The organism is uncultured Pseudokineococcus sp., assembly GCF_947499845.1.
GTDB lineage: Bacteria > Actinomycetota > Actinomycetes > Actinomycetales > Quadrisphaeraceae > Pseudokineococcus.
Map to the genome: position 1 here is coordinate 141,113 of NZ_CANMPM010000006.1, position 21,024 is coordinate 162,136.

At 77.2% G+C, this 21,024-nt stretch carries 20 protein-coding genes; 9 read left to right on the forward strand and 11 right to left on the reverse strand.

Annotation, left to right across the window (positions count from 1 at the left end; all coding sequences use genetic code 11):
* The first annotated feature begins 166 nt into the window (after positions 1-166).
* The 3 genes from Q0789_RS08120 to Q0789_RS08130 all read left to right on the forward strand — a co-directional run bounded on the left by Q0789_RS08120 (position 167) and on the right by Q0789_RS08130 (position 4,224).
* On the forward strand, positions 167-1,819 hold the full coding sequence (locus tag Q0789_RS08120) for an ABC transporter ATP-binding protein (protein WP_298804003.1): 1,653 nt from the start codon (positions 167-169) through the stop codon (positions 1,817-1,819).
* Positions 1,816-3,723 (forward strand): ABC transporter ATP-binding protein, encoded by a 1,908-nt coding sequence (locus tag Q0789_RS08125; protein WP_298804005.1) that lies wholly within the window; start codon positions 1,816-1,818, stop codon positions 3,721-3,723. Before Q0789_RS08120 ends, Q0789_RS08125 begins: the two co-directional genes overlap by 4 nt.
* Before the next feature lie 204 nt (positions 3,724-3,927).
* A complete protein-coding gene (locus Q0789_RS08130; RefSeq protein ID WP_171201802.1) occupies positions 3,928-4,224 on the forward strand; it encodes a DUF1540 domain-containing protein in 297 nt (98 codons plus the stop codon).
* 127 nt (positions 4,225-4,351) lie between these two features.
* Here Q0789_RS08130 and Q0789_RS08135 read toward each other — a convergent pair whose 3' ends face one another.
* Positions 4,352-4,819: an ATP-binding protein gene (locus Q0789_RS08135; RefSeq protein ID WP_298804010.1), complete on the reverse strand. Its 468-nt coding sequence runs from the start codon at positions 4,817-4,819 to the stop codon at positions 4,352-4,354.
* 242 nt (positions 4,820-5,061) lie between these two features.
* Between Q0789_RS08135 and Q0789_RS08140 the strand changes: the two genes are divergently transcribed.
* Positions 5,062-5,886, forward strand: coding sequence for an NAD-dependent protein deacetylase (locus Q0789_RS08140; protein ID WP_363326113.1), 825 nt, complete (start codon positions 5,062-5,064; stop codon positions 5,884-5,886).
* Here the strand turns inward: Q0789_RS08140 and Q0789_RS08145 are convergent.
* Positions 5,858-6,430 (reverse strand): 2'-5' RNA ligase family protein, encoded by a 573-nt coding sequence (locus tag Q0789_RS08145; protein ID WP_298804015.1) that lies wholly within the window; start codon positions 6,428-6,430, stop codon positions 5,858-5,860. The two genes, Q0789_RS08140 and Q0789_RS08145, sit on opposite strands and share 29 nt — an antisense overlap.
* Positions 6,431-6,653: 223 nt before the next feature.
* On the opposite strand from Q0789_RS08145, the gene Q0789_RS08150 reads away from it, so the two are divergent.
* Positions 6,654-7,973 carry an MFS transporter gene (locus tag Q0789_RS08150; protein WP_298804018.1) on the forward strand — a complete coding sequence of 440 codons (1,320 nt, stop codon included), beginning with the start codon at positions 6,654-6,656 and terminating at the stop codon, positions 7,971-7,973.
* A gap of 64 nt (positions 7,974-8,037) precedes the next feature.
* On the opposite strand, the gene Q0789_RS08155 is transcribed toward Q0789_RS08150, so the two are convergent.
* From Q0789_RS08155 to Q0789_RS08175, 5 genes are all read right to left on the reverse strand, one after another.
* Positions 8,038-8,250 (reverse strand): DUF2945 domain-containing protein, encoded by a 213-nt coding sequence (locus Q0789_RS08155; protein ID WP_298804021.1) that lies wholly within the window; start codon positions 8,248-8,250, stop codon positions 8,038-8,040.
* Between the two features lie 167 nt (positions 8,251-8,417).
* Positions 8,418-9,521, reverse strand: a complete 1,104-nt coding sequence (locus tag Q0789_RS08160; protein ID WP_298804023.1) for an FAD-dependent oxidoreductase — start codon at positions 9,519-9,521, stop codon at positions 8,418-8,420.
* A 168-nt stretch (positions 9,522-9,689) separates the two neighbouring features.
* Entirely contained in the window at positions 9,690-10,199 is a 510-nt protein-coding gene (locus tag Q0789_RS08165) for a pyridoxamine 5'-phosphate oxidase family protein (protein WP_298804025.1), read from the reverse strand.
* A gap of 162 nt (positions 10,200-10,361) precedes the next feature.
* On the reverse strand, positions 10,362-10,676 hold the full coding sequence (locus Q0789_RS08170) for a DUF3072 domain-containing protein (RefSeq protein ID WP_298804027.1): 315 nt from the start codon (positions 10,674-10,676) through the stop codon (positions 10,362-10,364).
* Between the two features lie 57 nt (positions 10,677-10,733).
* Positions 10,734-11,147, reverse strand: a complete 414-nt coding sequence (locus tag Q0789_RS08175) for a ChaB family protein (protein WP_171201795.1) — start codon at positions 11,145-11,147, stop codon at positions 10,734-10,736.
* Between the two features lie 204 nt (positions 11,148-11,351).
* Here Q0789_RS08175 and Q0789_RS08180 point away from each other — a divergent pair, with 204 nt between their 5' ends.
* The 3 genes from Q0789_RS08180 (at position 11,352) to Q0789_RS08190 (ending at position 14,439) form a co-directional block, all read left to right on the forward strand.
* Positions 11,352-11,984: a superoxide dismutase gene (locus Q0789_RS08180; protein WP_298804032.1), complete on the forward strand. Its 633-nt coding sequence runs from the start codon at positions 11,352-11,354 to the stop codon at positions 11,982-11,984.
* Between the two features lie 178 nt (positions 11,985-12,162).
* Positions 12,163-13,872 (forward strand): RecQ family ATP-dependent DNA helicase, encoded by a 1,710-nt coding sequence (locus Q0789_RS08185; protein WP_298804035.1) that lies wholly within the window; start codon positions 12,163-12,165, stop codon positions 13,870-13,872.
* Between the two features lie 45 nt (positions 13,873-13,917).
* A complete protein-coding gene (locus tag Q0789_RS08190) occupies positions 13,918-14,439 on the forward strand; it encodes a YfcE family phosphodiesterase (protein ID WP_366917686.1) in 522 nt (173 codons plus the stop codon).
* Between the two features lie 114 nt (positions 14,440-14,553).
* Here Q0789_RS08190 and Q0789_RS08195 read toward each other — a convergent pair whose 3' ends face one another.
* From Q0789_RS08195 to Q0789_RS08205, 3 genes are all read right to left on the reverse strand, one after another.
* Positions 14,554-14,934, reverse strand: coding sequence for a DUF779 domain-containing protein (locus Q0789_RS08195; RefSeq protein ID WP_366917687.1), 381 nt, complete (start codon positions 14,932-14,934; stop codon positions 14,554-14,556).
* A gap of 92 nt (positions 14,935-15,026) precedes the next feature.
* Positions 15,027-16,544, reverse strand: a complete 1,518-nt coding sequence (locus tag Q0789_RS08200; protein ID WP_298804041.1) for an aldehyde dehydrogenase family protein — start codon at positions 16,542-16,544, stop codon at positions 15,027-15,029.
* 124 nt (positions 16,545-16,668) lie between these two features.
* Complete coding sequence (locus Q0789_RS08205) at positions 16,669-17,862, reverse strand: transcriptional regulator (RefSeq protein ID WP_298804043.1); 1,194 nt, start codon at positions 17,860-17,862, stop codon at positions 16,669-16,671.
* A 224-nt stretch (positions 17,863-18,086) separates the two neighbouring features.
* On the opposite strand from Q0789_RS08205, the gene Q0789_RS08210 reads away from it, so the two are divergent.
* Positions 18,087-19,739, forward strand: coding sequence for an amidase family protein (locus Q0789_RS08210; protein ID WP_298804045.1), 1,653 nt, complete (start codon positions 18,087-18,089; stop codon positions 19,737-19,739).
* Between the two features lie 57 nt (positions 19,740-19,796).
* Here Q0789_RS08210 and serA read toward each other — a convergent pair whose 3' ends face one another.
* On the reverse strand, positions 19,797-20,993 hold the full coding sequence (gene serA, locus Q0789_RS08215) for a phosphoglycerate dehydrogenase (protein ID WP_298804047.1): 1,197 nt from the start codon (positions 20,991-20,993) through the stop codon (positions 19,797-19,799).
* Positions 20,994-21,024: the final 31 nt, after the last annotated feature.

The window sequence follows — 21,024 nt, forward strand, 5'->3', positions numbered from 1 at the left end:
GTCACCGACCCGCCGGGCCGACCCCGGAACCCCGACCCGACCCGCCGACCGAGGAGCCGTCCTGCGCCCGTCCCGCCGTCCGCGCCGCGACGCGCCCGGCGACCCGCCGGCGACGGCGGACGGCCTGCTGCGTCTCGTCGTCCGCCGCCAGCGGCGGCGCCTGGCCGTGGCGTGCCCGCTGCTCGGGCTGTGGGCCCTGTGCGAGGTCCTCGTGCCCGTCGTCGCGGGGTGGACCGTCGACCGGGCGGTCCTCACCGGCGACGTCACCGCGCTCGTCACCTCGGTGCTCGCCGTCGCTGCCCTCTTCCTCGTCCTGTCCCTCAGCTACCGGCACGGCATCCGGCCGCTGCTGGCCGCGCAGGAGCATGAGGGCCACGCCCTCCGGGTGGCGGTCGCGCGGCGCTCCCTCGACCCCCGGGGCGCACGCCACCACCGCGCCGACGGGGAGGTGCTGTCGGTGGCGTCCTCGGACGCCGAGCGCACCGCGGACGTCCTGGACGCCGTCGCGCTGCTCGTCTCGGCCGTCGTCTCCCTCGGTGCCGTGGCCGTCACGCTCCTCGGGCTGCACGTCCCGCTGGCCCTGGCGGTGCTCGCGGGCGCGCCCCTGGTGTCCCTGGCCCTGCGGGGTCTCGGACCGCTCGTCACCCGCCGCGCGAGCGCCCAGCAGGAGGCCGTGGCCGCGACGTCCGCCCTGGCGACCGACCTGGTGCGCGGCCTGAGGGTCCTCCACGGGCTCGGGGCCGCGCCCGCCGCGGCGGCCCGCTACCGCCGCTCGAGCGACGCCGCGCTCGCCGCCTCGCTGCGGTCCGCGGCGGCGGACGGCGCCCAGCTGGGCGCGACGACGCTGCTGAGCGGTGCCTTCCTCGCCGCCGCGGCCGGGGCGGCCGGCTTCCTCGCCCTGCGGGGCGACCTCAGCGTCGGCGAGCTCGTCGTCGTCGTGGGCCTCGCCCAGCACCTGTCCCAGCCTGTCCGGCTCGTGGGTGCGGCCATGGCGCGCCTCGCCGCCTCCCGGGCCAGCGCGGCGAGGGTCGCGGCGCTGCTGGCGGAGGAGCACGTGGCGCCCGCCGGGGGCCTGGCGCCCTCGGGGTCGCCGGCGCTGCACGTGCAGGGCCTGCGCACGGGGCGCCTGACCGGCCTGGACCTCGACGTCCGGCCGGGGGAGCTGGTCGCCCTCGTCGCGGAGGACCCGGCCGACGCCGCCGACCTCCTCGACGTCCTCGCCGGGCGCGTGCCCCCCGGCGAGGTCGGTCGTGCCGTGCGCCTCGACGGCGCCGCCTGGGCCGACCTCGACGCGTCCGCCGTGCGCGAGGTCGTCCACGTCGAGCCGCACGCGACCTCCCTCTTCGAGGGCACGCTGGCCACGAACCTCGACGTCGCGCCCGCCCGACCCCGCACGGGCGGCCCCACCCTCGCTCAGGCCCTCGCCGCCGCCGGGGCGGACGAGGTCGTCGGCCTCGACCCGCGCGGTCTCGACCGGCCGCTGCTCGACCGCGGGGCCGGCCTCTCCGGGGGCCAGCGCCAGCGCCTCGGGCTGGCGCGGGCGCTGCTGGCCGACCCGCCGCTGCTCGTCCTGCACGAGCCGACGACGGCCGTCGACGCCGTCACCGAGCAGACCGTCGCCCGCGGGCTGCGCGCCCTGCGTCACGACGCCGCCGACCCGGCGGCCCCGCGGAGCACGCTCGTCGTCACGGCCGGCCCGGCGCTGCTGGCCGTGGCCGACCGGGTCGTCCTCGTCAGCGGCGGCCGGGCCGCGGGCACGGGCCCGCACGCCGACCTCGTCCTCGCCGACCACCGCTACCGCGCGGCGGTGCTCGGGTGAGGAGGGCGGACGGCACGCGCCAGTCGGACCCGGACGCGCGCCAGAGCCAGAGCCCGGGCCAGAGTCCGGACGACCCGGGCCCCCTGCCCGAGGGACCCGACGAGGAGGCCGGCCGGGCGCTGCTGCCCGTGGCGAGCCGCCGCCGGGCGTGGGCGGCCGTGCGCGGGGAGCTGGCGCGCACGCCGTGGCGGACCGCCGCCGCCCTCGGGCTCAGCGCGGTCGCGGCGGCGCTGGGGCTCGTCGCCCCCTGGGCGCTGGGCCTGCTCGTCGACGTCGTCGCGCGCGAGCGCGGCCTGCCCGCCGCCGGCGCGGGCGGGTCGGCGGAGGGGGCGGCGGCGCTCGTCCCGGTGCTCGCGCTCCTCGTGGGGGGAGCGCTCGCGGCCGGCGTCGCCTCGGGGCTCGCGGCGGCGGCGGTCGCGCGGGCGGGGGCCCGCGCCCTGGCCGGTCTGCGCACCGCGGTGGTCGACCGCGTGCTGCGCCTGCCCACGTCCGTCCTCGAGCGGACGGGGACGGGGGACCTGCTCGCGCGGGTCGGCGACGACGTCGCGGTCGTCACCCGGGCCATCGCCGAGGTCGTCCCGCAGGTGCTCGCGTCGGCGCTCACCGTCGTCCTCACGGCGGCGGCGCTGACGGCGGTGGACTGGCGCGTCGGCGTCGGCGGCGTCATCTGCCTGCCCGTCTACGTGGGCGCCCTGCGCTGGTACCTGCCCCGCTCCGGGCCCCTCTACGCCCTGCAGCGGACCGCTCAGGGCGCGCGCTCCCAGGCGCTGCTGGGCGCTCTGCAGGGCGCCCGCACCGTGCGCGCGCTGCGGGCGGAGGAGGCGCGCGCCGCGGACGTGGAGGCCCGCTCGGCGCGCGCCCGCGACCTCGCGATCACCGTGCTGCGGCTCTTCACGCGCTTCGCCTCGGCGATGAACCTTGCCGAGGCGGTGGGCGTCGTCGCCGTCCTCGGCACGGGGTTCTGGCTCGTGCGCGGCGGCACCCTCACCGTCGGCGAGGTGACGACCGCCGTGCTGCTCTTCCTGCAGCTCTTCGGGCCCCTCGGCGTGCTCCTGACGTCCTTCGACGACGTCCAGTCGGCCGGGGCGAGCCTGGCGCGCCTGGCCGGCGTGGCGCAGATGCCCGCGGCCGCGGCGCCCGTCGCCGCGCCCGCCCCGGCGGACGCCTCCGTCCGCGTGGACGGCGTCGTGCACCGCTACGACGGCGGTCCCCCGGTGCTTCACGGGGTCGACCTCGCCCTCGCGCCGGGCGAGCACGTCGCCGTGGTCGGGGCCAGCGGCGCCGGCAAGTCGACGCTGGCGGCCCTGGTGGCGGGCGAGCTGGCCCCCGCCGTCGGGCGGGTCCTCCTCGGAGGCAGCGAGGTGGGCGCGCTGGACCCGGAGCAGCGCCGGCGGTCCGTGGTCCTCGTGAGCCAGGAGGTGCACGTCTTCTCCGGCCGCCTGCTCGACGACGTGGCGATGGCCGCCCCTCCGGGCCTCGAGGGGGCGGCGCTGGAGCGGGCGGTCACGGCGGCGCTGGAGGCCGTGGGCGCCGCCGCCTGGGTGCGGACGCTGCCTGACGGGGCGGCCACCCGGGTGGGGGAGGGCGGCGTCGCGCTGACGCCCGAGCAGGCCCAGCAGCTCGCGCTCGCCCGCCTCGTGCTCGCCGACCCCGCCGTCGCGGTGCTCGACGAGGCCACCGCCGAGGCCGGCAGCACGGGGGCCGCCGCGCTCGAGCGCGCCGCGCGGGCCGCGACCGCCGGTCGCACGACGCTGGTCGTCGCGCACCGCCTCACGCAGGCCCGGCTCGCCGACCGCGTCGTGGTCATGGCGGGCGGGAGGGTCGTCGAGGTCGGGGCCCACGACGACCTGGTGGCCGCGGCGGGGCCCTACGCCGACCTGTGGCGGGCCTGGTCGGGCGGCTGACCGGCGGCGGGCGCTCGCGCCGGCCCGGGAGCGGCTCTCCCCGGAGGCCACCCTTAAAGGTGAGGGAAGCCTTCCTGCGGCTGGCGGTAATGGGGCCAGGAAAGGGAGAAGAAAGGCTTCCCTTCGGTGCGCCGGCGCTTTCCCGGGTCTACCGTCGCCGCACGACACCGTGGCCGCGCGGCGGCCGAGACCCGGAGGAGCGCCATGTCCCTGCTCGAGATGCCCCAGGTCAGCGAGTGCGCGGTCGACGGCTGCGCCTTCAACCACGACGGCTGCCACGCCCCCGCCATCACCGTGCGCAGCGAGCACGGCACGGCCGGCTGCGGCACCTTCTTCGACATCTCCACGAAGGGCGGCCTCGACCGCGTCGTCGGCCAGGTCGGCGCCTGCGAGCGCACCGACTGCTCGTTCAACAAGGACCTCACGTGCACCGCCGGGTCGGTGCGCGTCGGCCCCGGGCACGACGTCCAGGCGAACTGCCTCACCTACACGACGGCCTGAGCCGGCGACCGCTGCGGCCGTCCGGGGGACGGCCCGGCCCGCACGTACGAGACCCCCGGCCCGCGCGGGCCGGGGGTCTCGTGCGTCCTGGAGGCGGCCCGGCGGAGGCCGTCCGCCGGGCGGTCGACTAGCGCTGGTCCAGCGCGAGCTCGAACCAGACGGCCTTGCCGCCGCCGACGAGGCGGCTGCCCCAGCGGCTGCTCAGCGCCTCGACGAGGACGAGGCCCCGCCCTCCGGAGGCGTCGAGGCGGGGGACCTGCAGCGAGGGGCTCCGCGTCGAGCGGTCGGTCACCTCGACGCGCACGAGGGGGCCGACGACCTCGACCCGGACGACGACCTCCCCGCGCGCGTGGAGGACGGCGTTCGTCGTCAGCTCGCTCGTGAGCAGCACCGCCGTCTCGACCACCGTCGACGGCGCCACCGGTGCCAGCAGCCGGGCGACGAGCGCGCGGGCCGTCGAGGCGCCGCGCGGGTGCGGCTCGATGCGCGCCTCCTCGGCCACGTGCCGGGGACGGGCGCCGGCGGCGTCCGTCGCCGCGGTGCCGGCGGACGTGCCGGGTCGGGCTCCGGGCGCGGTGGGGTCGGCCTCGCTCACCGGGGCAGCCTAGGCGTCGTCCGCCGCCCGCGGGCACCTGGAGCGGGTCCGCCGACGCGTGCCCGGACCGGCGGGGACCCCGCCGGTGGCCGACGTACCGTGGTGGCGTGCCGACGTCGCCGACGACACCGCCCGCGCCCGGGCGTCCCCTCGTCCGTCCGTCGCTGGTGCTGCGCCCGGCGCGCGCCCTGCCCGGGGAGCGGGCACCGGAGCCCGTGCGCGACCCGCAGGAGTGCGCCGTCCTGCTCGCGGAGCTGCTGGGCCGCGGGGGAGCGGTGGTCCTGTCGGGCGCCGGTCTGTCCACGGACTCCGGCATCCCCGACTACCGCGGGCCGCGGGGCTCGCTCCAGCGGCACGTGCCGATGACCTACCAGGCCTTCACCGGAGCCACCGAGGACGGCCCCGCGGCGCGGCGCCGCTACTGGGCCCGCAGCCACGTCGGGTGGCGCGTCATCGCCCGCTCGCGGCCGAACGTCGGGCACCGGGCCGTCGCCGCGCTCGAGCACGCCGGTCTGGTGCGAGGGACCATCACGCAGAACGTCGACGGCCTGCACCAGGCCGGCGGCTCGCGCGACGTGGTCGAGCTGCACGGCAGCCTCGACCGGGTCGTCTGCCTCGCCTGCCGCGACGTCTCCTCCCGCGAGCGGCTCGACGCGCGCCTGCGCGCCGCCAACCCGGGTTTCGCTCCTGAGCCGCCGGCGGGCGAGGTCAACCCGGACGGCGACGTGGACCTGCCGGAGGAGGCGGTGGCCCGCTTCGTCGTCGTGCCCTGCGAGCGCTGCGGGGCCGGTCCGCTCAAGCCGGACGTCGTCTTCTTCGGCGAGACGGTGCCGCGCCCGCGGGTCGAGGAGTGCGCGGCCCGCGTCGACGCCGCCCGCAGCCTCGTCGTCCTGGGCTCGTCCCTCACCGTCATGTCCGGCTACCGCTTCGTCCTGCGGGCGCGTCGCGCCGGTCTACCGGTGGCGGTGCTCGGCCAGGGGCCCACCCGTGCCGACGCGACGGCGACGCTGCGGCTCGACGCCCCCCTCACGCCGGTGCTCAGCGGGGTGCTGGACCGCCTGGCCTGAGGTCGTCCCGCCCGGCGACGAGGCGGACGGCGCGGGCGTCGCCGTCGAAGCGGCGCACCCCCACGACCGCCGCCTCGACGTCGGCCGCCGGGCCGAGCGCGCCGGCGCCGCCCAGCGCGGCCAGCGCCTCCGCGAGCTGCTCGCCCGTCAGGCCGCGCGCGAGGGTGACGTGCGGCGTCCACGCCCCGGGCGCCAGCAGCTCGCCGGGCTCGGGGCAGCCGCTGACCACCTCGGCGGTGCGTGCGTGCAGCGCGAGGAGCCCCGGCGTCGCCACGAGCAGGCGGGCCAGGACGTGGCGGCGGCCGCCGAGGACGACGAGGGGCCCCAGCCGCACGGCCTGGGGCAAGGGCTCCGCGGCCTCCCGCAGGGCGTCGTCGAGCGCGGCCGGCATCTGCGCCGCGGTCGCGAGGGTGACGTGGGGCCGGTTGGTGGCGCCGGTGTGGTCGGCCTGGCTCGGCAGGCCGGCGTGCTGCAGCACCTGCCACTGGCCGACGACGAGCCTCTCGGTCTCGGCGTCCAGCAGGGCCTCCACGGTCTGCACCACGCCGCAGATGCTGCCCGGTGCCCGTCGTCCCGGCGCGGCCAGGAGGGGCGGGCGGCCTCCCCGACGCCGAGGACGCGCCGGACGGCGGGTGGGCGCCGCTGACGGCGGTGCTCCGGCCGTGGTGGACTGGGGCCCGCCCGGCCCGCGCCGGGACGGTTGACGACGGGGTCGACGCGCCGAACCACGACCACGAGGGGCCCCCGCCCCGCCCCGGAGCCGCCGCGTGCCCCCGCTGACCTCGACCTCGCAGGCCCACCTGCCGGACGACCGCCCGACGACCGCCGCAGGACCGTCCGTGCCCCGGCCCCGTCGGGCTTCGCCGCCGCTGCGGCGTCCCCGGGCCCGGCACACGCTCGTGGCCCTGGCCGTCGGAGCCTTCGCGGTCGGCACGGCGGAGTTCATGATGATGGGGCTGCTGCCCCTCGTGGCCCAGGACCTCGGGGTCTCCGTGCCGGCCGCCAGCGCCACGATCACGGCCTACGCCGTGGGCGTCGTCGTCGGGGCGCCGCTGCTCACCGCTCTCGCCAGCCGCACCACGCCGCGGACCGCTCTCCTCGCCCTCATGGGTCTGTTCGTCGTCGGCGGGCTCGCGTGCGCCCTCGCGCCCGACGCGCGGGCGCTCGTCGTCGCCCGCTTCGCGACGGCCCTCGTCCACGGCGCCTTCTTCGGCACCGCCACGGTCGTCGCGCGCTCGGTGGTCCCGGCCCACCGCACGGCGCAGGCCATCGGCCTCGTCATCGCGGGTCTCGCGGTCGCCAACGTCGTGGGCGTCCCCGCGGCGACGGCCCTGGGCCAGGCCTTCGGCTGGCGCCTGCCCGTGGCGGCGGTCGCGGGCCTCGGGCTCGTGACGGCGGCGGCGGTGCTCGCCCTGGTGCCCCGCACGGCCGCCCCGCGCGTCGCCCTGCGCTCCCAGCTGTCCGCCTTCCGCGTCCCGGCGGTCTGGCTGCTGCTCGGGGTGACGCTCACGGGCTTCAGCGCCCTCTTCGCGGTGCACTCCTTCGTGGCGCCGCTCCTCACCGACCGCAGCGGCTTCGACGAGGCGCAGGTGCCCCTCGTCCTCGCCGTCTTCGGGGTCGGGTCCGTCATCGGCACGCTGGTCGGCGGGCCGCTGGCCGACCGGTTCCCCACGGGGGTGCTCGTGGGGGGCATGGCCTCGACGGCGGTCCTGCTCGTCGCCCTGACGGTGACGTCGCTGTCGCGACCGGCCGTGGTCGTGACGCTGCTGCTCCTGGGGGTGGTCACCTTCGGGGCCTCACCGGGCCTGCAGGAGCGGGTGGTGAGGGCCGGCGGCGGCAGCGGGGCCATGGTCGCGGCCGCCAACCAGAGCGCCTTCAACCTCGCCAACGCCCTCGGGGCCTCGGCGGGGGCGGCGGTCCTCACGGCCGGGCTGGGGCTGACGGCCCCCATGTGGGTCGGCGTCACGGCCTCGGTCGTGGGCCTCGGCATCCTCGCGCTCGCCGTCCGCGCCGAGCGCTCCTCGTCCGCGCCCCGGCCGCAGGCGGCCGCGACTGCGTCTGCCTCTGGGTCTGCGTCCACCGGCTGACGCGCCGCCGGTGGGGGCGGCCCGGGCGGGAGGGGCGTCCCCGCCCGCCCGGGCCGGCCCGCCGTCAGTCCTCGTCGAGCGAGGTGCCCTTGTGGACGGCCTCCTTGCCGGTCTTGTCGCTCTCGACGAGGTACTGCGGGTCGTCCTTGCTCGCGCGGACCGTGCGGCCCGCCTCCTCGGTGTCCTTCGTGATCTTCTTCTCCACGGTGCCGTGGACCTTGGTGCCGTGGGAGGACCAGGCGACGTCGTCGCCCTTCTTGAAGTCGTCTCCGGACATGGCTGCTCCTCGTGCTCGTGCGGTGGTGGGCCCGCGCCGTCGTGGCGCGCGGGGTGGTGCTCCGCCGGTCGGCGGGGACGGCGTCCGCCCCGGGGGTGTCCGGGACGGTCGGGCGGGAGCAGGGCCCTCGGGGCGGGGCCTGGCGGCCCGCCCCGTGCGCCCGGACGCTACGACGCCGCGGGGGACCCGGCGACCTCGGCGGCCAGGCGGGCCCCGAGGGCCCGCCCCGAGAGCCAGGCCTGCTCGACGCCCGGCTTCTCGCCCCACCCGTCGCCGCAGACGCCGAGGCCCAAGGAGAGCCAGGAGGTCTCCGGACGTCCTCCGGCGGGGCGGGCGAAGGTCCACCGCTGCGCGCCGGTCTCGAGGGGCGCCGGCGCGGTGCCGCCGCCGAGGAGCTCGCCGAGCTCGGCGAGGACGGGGGTGACCGCGGCCGGGGGGTCGCCGAGGTGGTCTTGGGCGAGCCCCGGCGTCGAGTGCGCGACGAGGACGGGCGCCCCGTCCCCGCGGCGGCGTCCGTCGTCGGCCACGGACTCGACCGCCGGCGAGCCGTTGACGAACGCGCCGTCCATCGCCGGCCACCAGGCCCGCTCCCACCGGGCCCAGACGGTGATGACGGGCGTCCAGGCCCGCTCGCGCAGGGGAGCGGTCTCGGCGGCGAGCCCGGGGCCCACGAGGCGCACGGCCTGGGGCTCGGGCATCGCGAGGACGACGGCGCGGCAGGGCTCGCCGTCGACGACGAGCCCCCCGTCGGCCGTGCGGTCGACGCGGCGGACGTCGTGGGAGCGCACCTCGACGCCGTCGTCGGCCAGGTCGTCGGCGAGGTCCAGGGCCAGCGACCGCAGGCCTCCGGGCGCGGCCCAGCGCGTCGGCCCCGGCTTCGCGGTCGTCGTCACGCGCCCGCCCTCGTCCCGCGCCACGGCCAGCAACGTGTCGGTCCACGGCGCGGCCAGGCCCCGCGCCTGCCAGGACCCGGCGAGGGCGGCGAAGGCGGTGTCACGGGGGACGAAGTAGGAGGCGCCGACGTCGACGACGCGCTGCGCGCCCTCCTCGCCGGTGCGCCGCAGGCCGAGACGCCCGCCGGGGCGGCGGCCGCGGTCGAGGACGACGACGTCGAGGCCCGCGTCGCGCAGGGACCTCGCGGCCGCCAGCCCCGAGATGCCCCCGCCGACGACGACGACCGCGCCCGGGGCCCAGCCGGGGCGTCGCCCGCCCGCTCCGGAGGTGGGGTCGGGGGCGGGGGCGTCCGGACGGGCCGAGGTGGGTGCGCTCACCCGCTCGACGCTAGGTGCGGCCCCGCCCTCCCGCACTGCGGCGCCCGGCGCCCCGGCCGCTCCCCGTGGTCACCGCCCTCGGACGCGCGACGACCGCCGCAGCGGTGCTGCGGCGGTCGTCGGCGGTGGCCCTGGCCTCGCCCGGGCGGGGCTCAGCTGCTCAGGCGATCAGAGGCGGACGGTCTCGTTCTCGCCGCCGCTGTAGGGCTGCCCGGTCGCGCGGCTCTTGACGTAGGACAGGAGCGTGGCGGCGCGGCCGCCCGGGGTGTCCCAGTACTCGGCGGTGTCCGCGTGGACCTTGACGAGCACGATGCCGGGGGCCTCCGGGCCGTCGGGGAACCACGCCTCGACCCCGGCGTTCCACAGCTCCTTCGCCTTCGCGACGTCGCGCACCACCTCGGCGTCCCCCGCCACGGAGACCCAGGAGTCACCGGAGGCGAAGGCCACGTTGACGTGGGCCCCGTGGCGGACCTGGTCGACCTTCGAGGAGTCCTCCTCGGCGAAGAACCACAGGTCGCCGTCGAACTCGACCTCCTGCACCGCCATCGGGCGGCTCACGAGGCGGCCGGCCGCGCCGGTCGTCGTGAGCATGCAGACCTTGACGTCCTTGATGAGCTCGGCGACCTTGGCGACGCCCTCGTCGCGGGGGGTGTCCGGGGTCTCGGGGGTGGGGCTCACGGGTGCTCCTCGGGTCGGTGGTCTCGTCGTCGTGCCGGGTCCGTCGTGCTGGGTCCGTCGTGCTGGGTCCGTCGTGCTGGGTCCGTCGTGCTGGGTCCGTCGTGCTGGTCGTCCCGGGCCGGGCGCGTCGTCCCGGTCCCGTCGTGCGCGGTCGGGTGGACCTCAGCCGCGCCCGGTCTTGTCCTGGAGCCGGTCGATCATCTCGGAGGCGTGGGCCTTGGAGATGTCCTGCGGCACCTCCTCGCCGGCCTCCTGGGCGAGGGTGCTCAGGTAGCTGCGCTGCGGGCCGGTGGCGGGCTCGCCGCCCGTCACCCAGGTCTCCGGGTCCTTCTCCGCGTCGGAGGGGGCCGTCCCCGGCTCCTGGTCGGCGGGGCGCCCGTCGCCGTGCGCGCCGCGCTGGTCCTCGGCGTCCTGCGCCTGCGCGATGGCCTGGTCCGCCTCGTCACCGGTGGGCTGCTGGCTGCTCTGCTCGGTCATGTGTTCGAGCGTAGGGCGGGGGCCCGACGGCGGCGCGTCGAGCGCGGGGCCCTCGGATCAGCCCCGCGCCCGGCGCGTGCTCGCGTCGTTGGCCCTCTGCAGCGCCTCGACCAGCTCGTCCTTGCTCATCGACGAGCGGCCGTGGACGTCGAGGCGCCGCGCCAGCTCGAGCAGGTGCTCCTTGCTCGCGTTCGCGTCGACGCCCCCGGCCGTCTCCCGGTCGGTGCCCAGGCCCCCCTCCGCCTGCGCGTCCGAGGGGCCCTTGCCGTCCTTGGGCTCCCAGTGGTCGCCGACCTTCTCGTGGGTGTGCTTGAGCGCCGACCAGGCGACGCGGTTCGCCCTCTCCCCGTCGCCGTAGGACTCCTCCGCGGACGTCTTGGCGGCCGCGTAGGTGCGCTGGGCCCGCTCGTCCGAGCGCTCGAGCGTGCTGGGCAGGTCGACGTCGGGGACGTCGTCGTGGTCCTTCGCCATGGGTCCTCCCGGGCCGGTGGTCGCGACCGGGGCGGCGCGCCCGGCCACGGCCATGCTGGGCCGACCCCGGGGCGCGCGCACCCGGCCGACGGGGCGCCCGTCGCGGGAGCGACGGCGCGCTTGCAGCGCCCCCGCCCCGGGGCCAGGGTGATCACAGCCGGCGCGACCGCCGACAGCACCACGCCCGGAGCCCCAGGAGGACCCATGGCCGACTACGCCCTGCCCGACCTGCCCTACGACTACTCCGCGCTCGAGCCCGCGATCAGCGGCGAGATCATGGAGCTGCACCACTCCAAGCACCACCAGACCTACGTGACGGGGGCCAACACCGCCCTCGAGCAGCTCGCCGAGGCCCGCTCCACGGACTCCCTCGGGCCGGTCAACCTCTTCGAGAAGAACCTGGCGTTCAACCTCGCCGGCCACGTCAACCACTCGGTCTTCTGGCCGAACATGAGCCCCGACGGCGGCGACAAGCCCGACGGCGATCTCGGCGCGGCCATCGACGAGCACTTCGGCTCCTTCGACGCCTTCCGCGCGCACTTCACGGCCAACGCCCTCGGCATCCAGGGCTCCGGCTGGTCGATCCTCGCGTGGGACTCGGTGGGCCAGAAGCTCCTCAACGTCCAGCTGTACGACCACCAGGGCAACCTCCCCGTCGGCCTGGTGCCGCTCCTCATGCTCGACATGTGGGAGCACGCGTTCTACCTGCAGTACCGCAACGTCAAGGCCGACTACGTCAAGGCGTGGTGGGACGTGGCGAACTGGGCCGACGTCACCGACCGCTTCGCGCGCGCCCGCACGCAGACCTCGGGCCTCATCACGCCGACGGCGCTCTGACCCGGCGCCGGGCTCCGTCCGGCGCACCCGCACGACCCCGCACGACCCTGCTCCCGCGAGTGAGCAGAGCGACGGCCGGCGGCCCCACCCGGGGCCGCCGGCCGTCCTGCGTCCGCCCTCGAGGAGCGGCCGCCGGCTCCGGGTGTGGGGTCGAGGGCGCCGACGTAGCGTCCCCGGCGTGGCAGGACGCGGAGGGCGCCGGGGGCGCGAGCACGAGCAGGACGAGCAGCACGAGGCGGGGGACGGTGCGGGGAGGCCCGACGACCGGAAGGAGGCCCTGGCGGCCGCGGTCGTGGAGGTCCTCGGCGAGGGAGCCGTCCTGCGGGACGCCCAGCGCCGCGCGCTCGAGGCGCTCGCGCACGCGGACACGCTCCTCGTGGCCCGCTCGGGCGCCGGCAAGACGGCGGTCTACCAGATCGCCAGCCGCCTGGCCGGAGGGCTGACGCTCGTCGTCTCCCCGCTCGTGGCGCTGCAGCGCGACCAGGCGCGGACCCTCGCCGAGGGCGGCCAGCGGGCCGGTCTCGTCAACAGCACCCTCCGACCCGCCGAGCAGGCCGAGGCGCTGCGGGCCGCCGCGGCCGGCGAGCTGGACCTGCTGCTGCTGGCCCCCGAGCAGCTCGCCCGCCCGGCGACGACCGAGGCCCTCGCCGCGGCCGACGTCCGGCTCGTCGTCGTCGACGAGGCGCACGTCGTCAGCGACTGGGGCCACGACTTCCGGCCCGACTACCTCCAGCTCGGCGCGGCCGCCCGCGCGGCCGGGGCGGAGCGGCTGCTGGCCCTCACCGCCACGGCCTCGCCCGCCGTCCGGCGCGACGTCGTCGAGCGCCTGGGCCTCGACGACCCCAAGGTCGTCGTGGACGACGTCGACCGGCCGAACATCCACCTCGCCGTCCGCGCCGCCGGCGACCGGGCGGCCCGCGACCGCGCCGTGGTCGACGAGGTCGTCGCCGCCTGCGAGGGCGGCTGCTGCGGCATCGTCTACGTGCAGACCCGGGCCGACGTCGACGCGGTCGCCGACGCGCTCGAGCGGCGCGGCCTGGCGCCGGCGCGCTACCACGGCGGCCTCTCGCCGGACGAGCGCTACGCCGTCGCGGACCTCTTCCTCGACGGCACGCTCGACCTCGTCGTGGCCACGAGCGCCTTCGGGATGGGCGTCGACCGCCCCGACGTGCGCTTCGTCGTCCACGCCGGACCGTCCGGCTCCCTCGACGCGTACTACCAGGAGGTCGGCCGGGCGGGGCGCGACGGCGAGCCCGCCTGGGCGCTGCTCGTCCACACCGGCACGGACTCCTCGCTCGGGCGCTTCCACGCCTCCGGCGGCGGACCCCGGACGGCGACGGTGCGCGCCGTCGTGCCGGCGCTGCAGCGGGCGGGGGAGGCGGGCCTGACGCGCGCCGAGCTGGCCGAGGAGGCGGACGTCTCGCCCCGCACGCTCGCGCGCGTCCTCGGCGCCCTCGTGCAGGTCGGCGTCGCGGCCCCCGCGGAGGACGGCCGCACCCGCTGGGTCGACGGCGACGCCACGGGCACCCAGGTGGCCGAGATGCTCACGGCCGAGCGGGAGCGCCGCCGTCGCCTCGACGAGTCGGCCGTGGAGATGGTGGAACGCTACGCGGGCACCGACGACTGCCGCCGGCGCCTGCTGCTGGAGCTGCTCGGCGAGGAGCACCCGCAGCGGTGCGGCGCCTGCGACAGCTGCGACGCGGGCACGGCCCGGGACGTCGAGGACGCCGCGTGGCGCAGCGGCCAGCGCGTCCACCACGGCCGCTTCGGGGACGGCGTCGTGGCGTCGGTGGACACCGACACCGTCACCGTGCTCTTCGAGGACGAGGGCTACAAGACGCTCGGCGTCCGGCTCGTCGAGGAGCACGACCTGCTCGAGAGCGCCTAAGGCGTGGGCCGTCTCGTCGACCAGGGCGAGGTCGTCGACGGCCCGCTGCGGGTGGTGGCGCTCGCCGACACCCACCTCCCGCTGCGGGCGCGCGCCCTGCCGGAGGAGGTGCACGAGGCCGTCGCCGGGGCGGACGTCGTCGTCCACGCGGGCGACTGGGTGGACGCGGCGGCCCTGGACGACCTGCTCGGGCGCAGCGCCCTCCTGCTCGCCTGCTGGGGCAACAACGACGGCGAGGAGCTGCGGGCCCGCCTGCCCGAGGTCGCGCGCGCCGTCCTCGGCGGGGTGCGCGTCGAGGTCGTCCACGAGACCGGCGGGAAGGACGGCCGCGAGCGGCGCTGCGACCAGGCGCACCCCGGGGCCGACGTCCTCGTCTTCGGGCACAGCCACATCCCCTGGGACACGACGACGCCCCGCGGCCTGCGCCTGCTCAACCCCGGCTCGCCGACCGACCGGCGGCGGATGCCCCGGTGCACCTACCTGACGGCGACGGCCGCGGACGGCGCGCTCGCCGACGTCGTCCTCCACGACCTGCCGCTGCGGACCGCGGGGCGCCGGCGGGGATGACCCGCCGGCACCCCTCGCTCTGCCCGCTCGCTCCGTCCCTGCGTCCTGTCCCTGGAGTCCCTCGTCAGGGGGCGGCCCCGCCGCCGCCGCGGGGGTGGCGGCGACGGGGCTCCCTCACCCGCCCGCGACGACCTCGGGCAGCGCCAGCTCCTCCTCGGTGAGCAGCCGGGAGCGGATGAGGAAGCGCACGCCCTCGGGCGCCTCGACGCTGAACCCGGACCCGCGGCCGGGGACGACGTCGACGGTCAGGTGCGTGTGCCGCCAGTAGCCGTACTGGGACGCCGACATCCAGAACGGCGCCCCGGCGACCTCTCCGAGCAGGACGTCGCCGGAGCCGGTGAGGAAGTCGCCCTGCAGGTAGCACATGGGCGAGGAGCCGTCGCAGCAGCCGCCGGACTGGTGGAACATCAGCGGCCCGTGCCGCCCGCGGAGGCGCTCGAGCAGCGCGGCCGCCTCCGGCGTGATGTCGACGCGCGAGGCGGGGCGCCCTTCCAGCGCCGCCGCGTCGACGACCTCGGTCCCCTCCGCCGCCGGGTCGACGGCGGAGGGGGCACCGGCGGAGGGGCCGGTCGGGGAGCCGGCCGGCATCAGAAGAACCCGAGCTTGTCGGGGGAGTAGGAGACGAGGAGGTTCTTCGTCTGCTGGTAGTGGTCGAGCATCATCTTGTGGTTCTCGCGCCCGATGCCCGAGGCCTTGTACCCGCCGAACGCCGCCCCCGCCGGGTACGCGTGGTAGTTGTTCACCCACACGCGGCCCGCCTCGATGCCGCGGCCCAGCCGGTAGGCGGCGTTGGTGTCGCGGCTCCAGACGCCGGCGCCGAGGCCGTAGAGGGTGTCGTTGGCGAGGCGCAGGGCGTCGGCGTCGTCGGAGAAGCGCGTGACCGCGAGCACCGGCCCGAAGATCTCCTCCTGGAACACCCGCATGGAGTTGCTGCCCTCGAAGATCGTCGGCTCGACGTAGTAGCCGCCCTCGTAGCCCTCGACGGTGCGCTGCGACCCGCCGGTGCGGACGGTCGCGCCCTCGTCGCGGCCGATCTGCAGGTAGCTGAGGATCTTCTCGAGCTGGTCGTTGCTCGCCTGCGCGCCGACCATCGTCGCCGGGTCGAGCGGGTCGCCCGTGACGATGGCCTCGACCCGGGCGACGGCCCTCTCCATGAAGGCGTCGTAGATCGACTCGTGGACGAGGGCGCGCGACGGGCAGGTGCACACCTCGCCCTGGTTGAGGGCGAACATCGCGAAGCCCTCGAGCGCCTTGTCGAAGAAGGCGTCGTCGGCCGCCATGACGTCGGCGCGGAAGATGTTCGGGCTCTTGCCGCCCAGCTCGAGGGTCACCGGGATGATGTTCTGGCTGGCGTACTGCATGATCAGCCGGCCCGTCGTCGTCTCGCCCGTGAAGGCGACCTTGGCGATGCCGGTGTGCTGCGCCAGCGGCTTGCCCGCCTCGACGCCGAAGCCGTTGACGACGTTGAGCACGCCGTCGGGCAGCAGGTCGGCGATGAGCTCGACGACCTTGAGGATCGACGCGGGCGTCTGCTCCGCGGGCTTGAGGACGACGCAGTTGCCGGCCGCGAGCGCCGGCGCGAGCTTCCACGCCGCCATGAGGATGGGGAAGTTCCAGGGGATGATCTGGCCGACGACGCCCAGCGGCTCGTGGAAGTGGTACGCGACCGTGTCGTGGTCGATCTCGCCGATCGAGCCCTCCTGGGCGCGGATGGCGCCGGCGAAGTAGCGGAAGTGGTCGACGGCGAGCGGCAGGTCGGCGGCCAGCGTCTCGCGCACCGGCTTGCCGTTCTCCCAGGTCTCGAGGACGGCGAGCTCCTCGAGGTGCTCCTCGATGCGGGCGGCGATCGCCAGCAGGAGGTTGGAGCGCTCGGTGACCGACGTGCGCCCCCAGACCTGCGCCGCGCCGTGGGCCGCGGAGACGGCGAGGTCGATGTCGGCGGACGTGCCGCGGGCGACCTTGACGAAGGGCTTCCCGTCGACGGGGGAGATGTCGTCGAAGTACTCGCCGTGCACGGGCGGCGTCCACTTGCCGCCGATGAAGTTCTCGTAGACCTCGGGGACCGAGATGATCGAGCCCTCGGCCCCGGGACGGGTGTAGGCCATGACGTGCCCTCCAGCGTCGTGCGCGCCCGTCGTCGGTGACGGGCGCCGTGCGGCGGACGGTAGGGCGGCGAGGTTGGCCGGAGGTTGGTCCGGAGGCCGGCCCCCACCCGGTCGGGGGAGCGGCTCAGCGCGCCTCGGGCGAGCCGAGCACGCGGCGGACGACGTGCGGGTCCGCGCCGGAGGTGGCCGCGTAGGTGAGCGCGACGCGACGGTCACGGGTCGCGAGGACGGCGTCGCGCAGCCCGGCGGACAGCTCGGCGTCCACGCGGCGCAGGAAGGGGGAGTCGGTGCCGCCCGCGCCGGCGAGCACCTCCCCGCCCCAGGCGTCGGCCGCCCCGACGGGGTCGCCGGCGCGCAGGCGCCGGCGGACGACGTCGACGTCGCTCGTGCACGGCAGCAGCAGCCGGTAGGGGCGCGAGCCGATCGCCCCGCCGAGCAGGGAGCGCAGGTGGCTGACCTCCGCCTTGAGGGTCGAGCGGCTCACGGGGGCGTCGCCGTAGACGGCGTCGTGGAGGGCGTCGGCGACCAGCCCGTCGGGGGACAGGGCGAGGACGGCGAGGACCTCCAGCTGGCGGCGGGTGAGGTGCAGCGGGCGCCCGTCGAGCTCGGCGCGCCCGGCACCGAGCAGGGAGAGCCGCAGCGCGCCGGCGGGGCGCGGGGCGCCCGCCCCGGAGCGCGCCGCCGCGGCCACCTCGTGGGACAGCAGCGCGGCCATGGCCCGCGCCGTCGTCAGGCCGAGGGGGTGCGAGCGCTCCCAGGTCGTCGACAGGTCCAGCACCCCGAGGGGGACGCCGTGCGGGTCCAGCACCGGGGCGGCCCAGCACACCCAGCCCTGCACGGCCGGGGCGTAGTGCTCGGCGGACCAGACGGTGGCCGGGCCGGCGGTGCGCAGGGCGAGGTCGAGGGCGTTGGTGCCGACGCTCGCCTCGTCCCAGCGGCCGCCGGCCACGAAGTTCACCCGTTCGGCGCGCTCGCGCATCACCCGGCCGCCGCAGGTCCACAGGATGCGGGCGCCCGGGTCCGTGACGGCGACGACGAGGTCGCCGTCGTCGGCGACGGCGCGCAGCTCCTCCTCGAGGACCCCGACGGCGCGCTGCAGGGGCGAGCTCCGCCACGCCTCCTCGGTGGCGGCCTCGTCGGACAGCGGGGCGGAGGAGAGGTCGTCGTCGACGGTGCGCAGGCTCCGCCGCCAGCTGGCGCGGATGACGTCGCGCACCGGCGTGGAGCCCGCCTCACCGGAGGCCGCCTCGACGAGGGCGCGCCCCCGCGCGCGCACGAGCTGCGCCCGGCGCTCCCGGGCGTCCGCTGCCGTGGTCATCGGCCGACCTCCGCACCCCGCGACCGTGCGGGAGCCGCACGGTACCGCCGCGTCGCCGCGCGACGGGGGCCTTCCCGGCGTCCTCCGCAGCACGTGCCCCACTTCGCCCCTGACGGCCCCGGAGCAGAGCGGACAGACCCACCATGTCGGGCACGTCGCCCTGTCAGGCACGGCGTCCGACGCCGACGAGCGACGCCCCCACCCGTCCACCCCAGGAGGAGCCCATGGCCCGCACCACGCCCGCCACCCACCGCCGCACCCGACGGGCGGGCGCCTCGCTCGCCGTGGCCGCCGCGCTCGCCGCGGGGGCGGCCGCCTCGGCGGTCCCCGCGACGTCGTCCGCGCCGCCGCGCCCCCCGGCGCTGGGAGGGCTCGACCTCGACACCGCGGGCCTCACCGAGGTGAGCGCCGCGCTGGCGGAGGGACGGACGACGTCGGCCCGCCTGGTGCGGGCCTACCTGCTGCGGATCGACGCCCTGAACAGCCGGGGGCCGGCGCTCAACGCCGTCCGCTCGGTCAGCACCGGCGCGGCGGCCCAGGCGCGCGCGCTCGACCGCGAGCGTCGGACGAGCGGGCCACGGGGTCCCCTCCACGGCGTCCCCGTGCTGCTCAAGGACAACATCGACGTGGCGGGGCTGCCCACCACCGCGGGCTCCGTGGCCCTCGCCGGCAGCACGCCCGACCGGGACGCCTTCGTGACGGCGCAGCTCGAGGCGGCCGGGGCGATCGTCCTCGGCAAGACCAACCTCACGGAGTTCGCCAACTTCATGACGACCGGGATGCCCGGCGGCTACAGCTCGCTCGGCGGGCAGGTGCTCAACCCGTACGACACCTCGGACTCGCCCAGCGGGTCGAGCGCCGGGTCGGGCTCGGCGGCAGCCGCCGGGCTGGCCGCGGCGACGGTGGGCACGGAGACGTCGGGGTCGATCCTGTCGCCCGCCCGGGCCAACAGCGTCGTGGGGATCAAGCCGACCGTCGGGCTCGTCAGCCGCAGCGGCATCGTGCCGATCTCGGCGACGCAGGACACGGCCGGTCCGATGACGCGGTCCGTCGCCGACGCCGCGGCGCTCCTCACCGGCATGACCGGCGTCGACCCGGAGGACCCCGCGACCGCGGCGAGCGCCCCCTACGCCGGCACGGACTACACCGCGGCGCTGTCCACCGACGCGCTGGAGGGCGCCCGCCTCGGCTACGTGCCGGTCACGAGCGAGGTGCCGTCCGCCGCGGACCAGGTGTACCTCGACGCCCTCGACGTGCTGCGCGAGCAGGGGGCCGAGCTCGTCGAGGTCGAGGTGGGCGGCACGAGCGCGCCGAGCATCCTCACCTACGAGTTCGAGCGGGACCTCGACGCCTACTTCTCCCGGCTGCCCGACGGGCCCGTCCGCTCCCTGGAGGACGTGATCGCCTACGACGAGGCGCATCCCCAGGAGGCCCTGAAGTTCGGGCAGCGGCTCCTCGAGGCCTCCGCCGCCGTGGACCTGTCCGACCCGGCCACCGCGGCGGCGTACGAGGCGGCCCGCGTCCAGGGGCTCGAGGAGACCCGGGCCGCCATCGACTCGGCGCTCCGGCGGCTGGACGACGACCCGTCGGACGACCTCGACGCCGTCGTGTCCGCCTCGAGGACGACCGGCGTGGGCGCCCGGGCCGGCTACCCGTCCGTCATCGTCCCCGCGGGGTACACCCGCGACGTCGGGCGCGATCCCGTGGGCCTCGTCTTCCTCGGCTCGGCCTGGGAGGAGGCGGAGCTCATCGGCCTCGCCTCGGACTTCGAGGAGGCCGCCGACGCCTGGGCGCCGCCGACGGTGGTGAACCCGGCGGCCTTCCGCTGCACGGCGGTGGACCGCTCCTCGACGTACGAGGCCTCCTGCCCGCCGTGACCAGCGACCGGGCCGGGGGTGCGCTCGTCGCCCCCGGCCCGGCTCCCGCGCCCGTCCTCAGACGACGAGCAGCCGCACCGTCTCCGGCATGGCGCGCAGGGCCTCGACGACCTCGGGCGTGACGCCGTCGGCGACGTCGGTGACGGCGTATCCGAAGGCGCCGCGCGTGGTGAGCAGCTGCCCGTCGACGTTGACGCCGTGCTCGGCGAGCACGCGGTTGACGGTCGCCAGGACGCCGGGGACGTTGCGGTGGAGGTGGGCCAGGCGGGCCGACCCGGGCACGCGGTCGAGCGCGACGGCCGGCAGGTTGACGGACAGGCTCGTGCTGCCGGTGCGCAGGTAGTCGCGCAGCTTGGTGGCGACGAAGCGGCCGATGTCCTCCTGCGCCTCCTCCGTGGACCCGCCGATGTGCGGGGTGAGGATGACGTTGGGCAGGCCGCGCAGCGGCGAGGCGAAGGCGTCGCCGCGCTTCTTGGGCTCCTCCGGGAAGACGTCGACGGCCGCCCCGGACAGGTGGCCGCTCGTCACCGCGTCGGCGAGCGCGTCGTGGTCGAGCACGAAGCCGCGCGAGAGGTTGAGGAAGACGGCGCCCTCGCGCATCTGCGCCAGCTGCTCGCGGCCGAAGAAGCCGGCGTTGCCCGACCGCCCGTCGACGTGCAGCGTCACGACGTCGCTGTGGCGCAGGAGGCTCTCGAGGTCCGGCGCCCGGCGCGCGTTGCCGAGCGCCAGCTTCTCGGCGGTGTCGTAGTAGACGACGGACATGCCGAGGGCCTCGGCGACCACCGAGAGCTGGCTGCCGATGTTGCCGTAGCCGACGATGCCGAGCGTGCGGCCGCGGACCTCGTGGCTGCCCTCCGCCGACTTGTCCCAGACGCCCGCGTGCAGCGTCGAGTCCTTGACCGTCAGGCGGCGGGTCAGCGCGATGATCTCGGCGATCGCGAGCTCGACGACGCTGCGGGTGTTGGAGAACGGCGCGTTGAAGACGGCGACGCCCCGCGCCGCCGCCGCGTCGAGGTCGATCTGGTTGGTGCCGATGCAGAAGGCGCCGACGGCCTGCAGGCCGGGGGCCCGCGCGAGGACGCGCTCGGTGACCTGGGTCTTGGAGCGGATGCCGAGCACCGCCACGCCCTGCAGCGCCTCGACGAGCTCGTCCTCGTCCATCGCGCCGCCGTGCTCGACCGGCGTGACGCCGGAGCCGGCGAGGATGGTCGAGGCCTGGGGGTGCAGGTTCTCCAGCAGGAGCGCGCGAGCCATGCGCCGATCATCGCCGAGGGCCGCGCGGGGC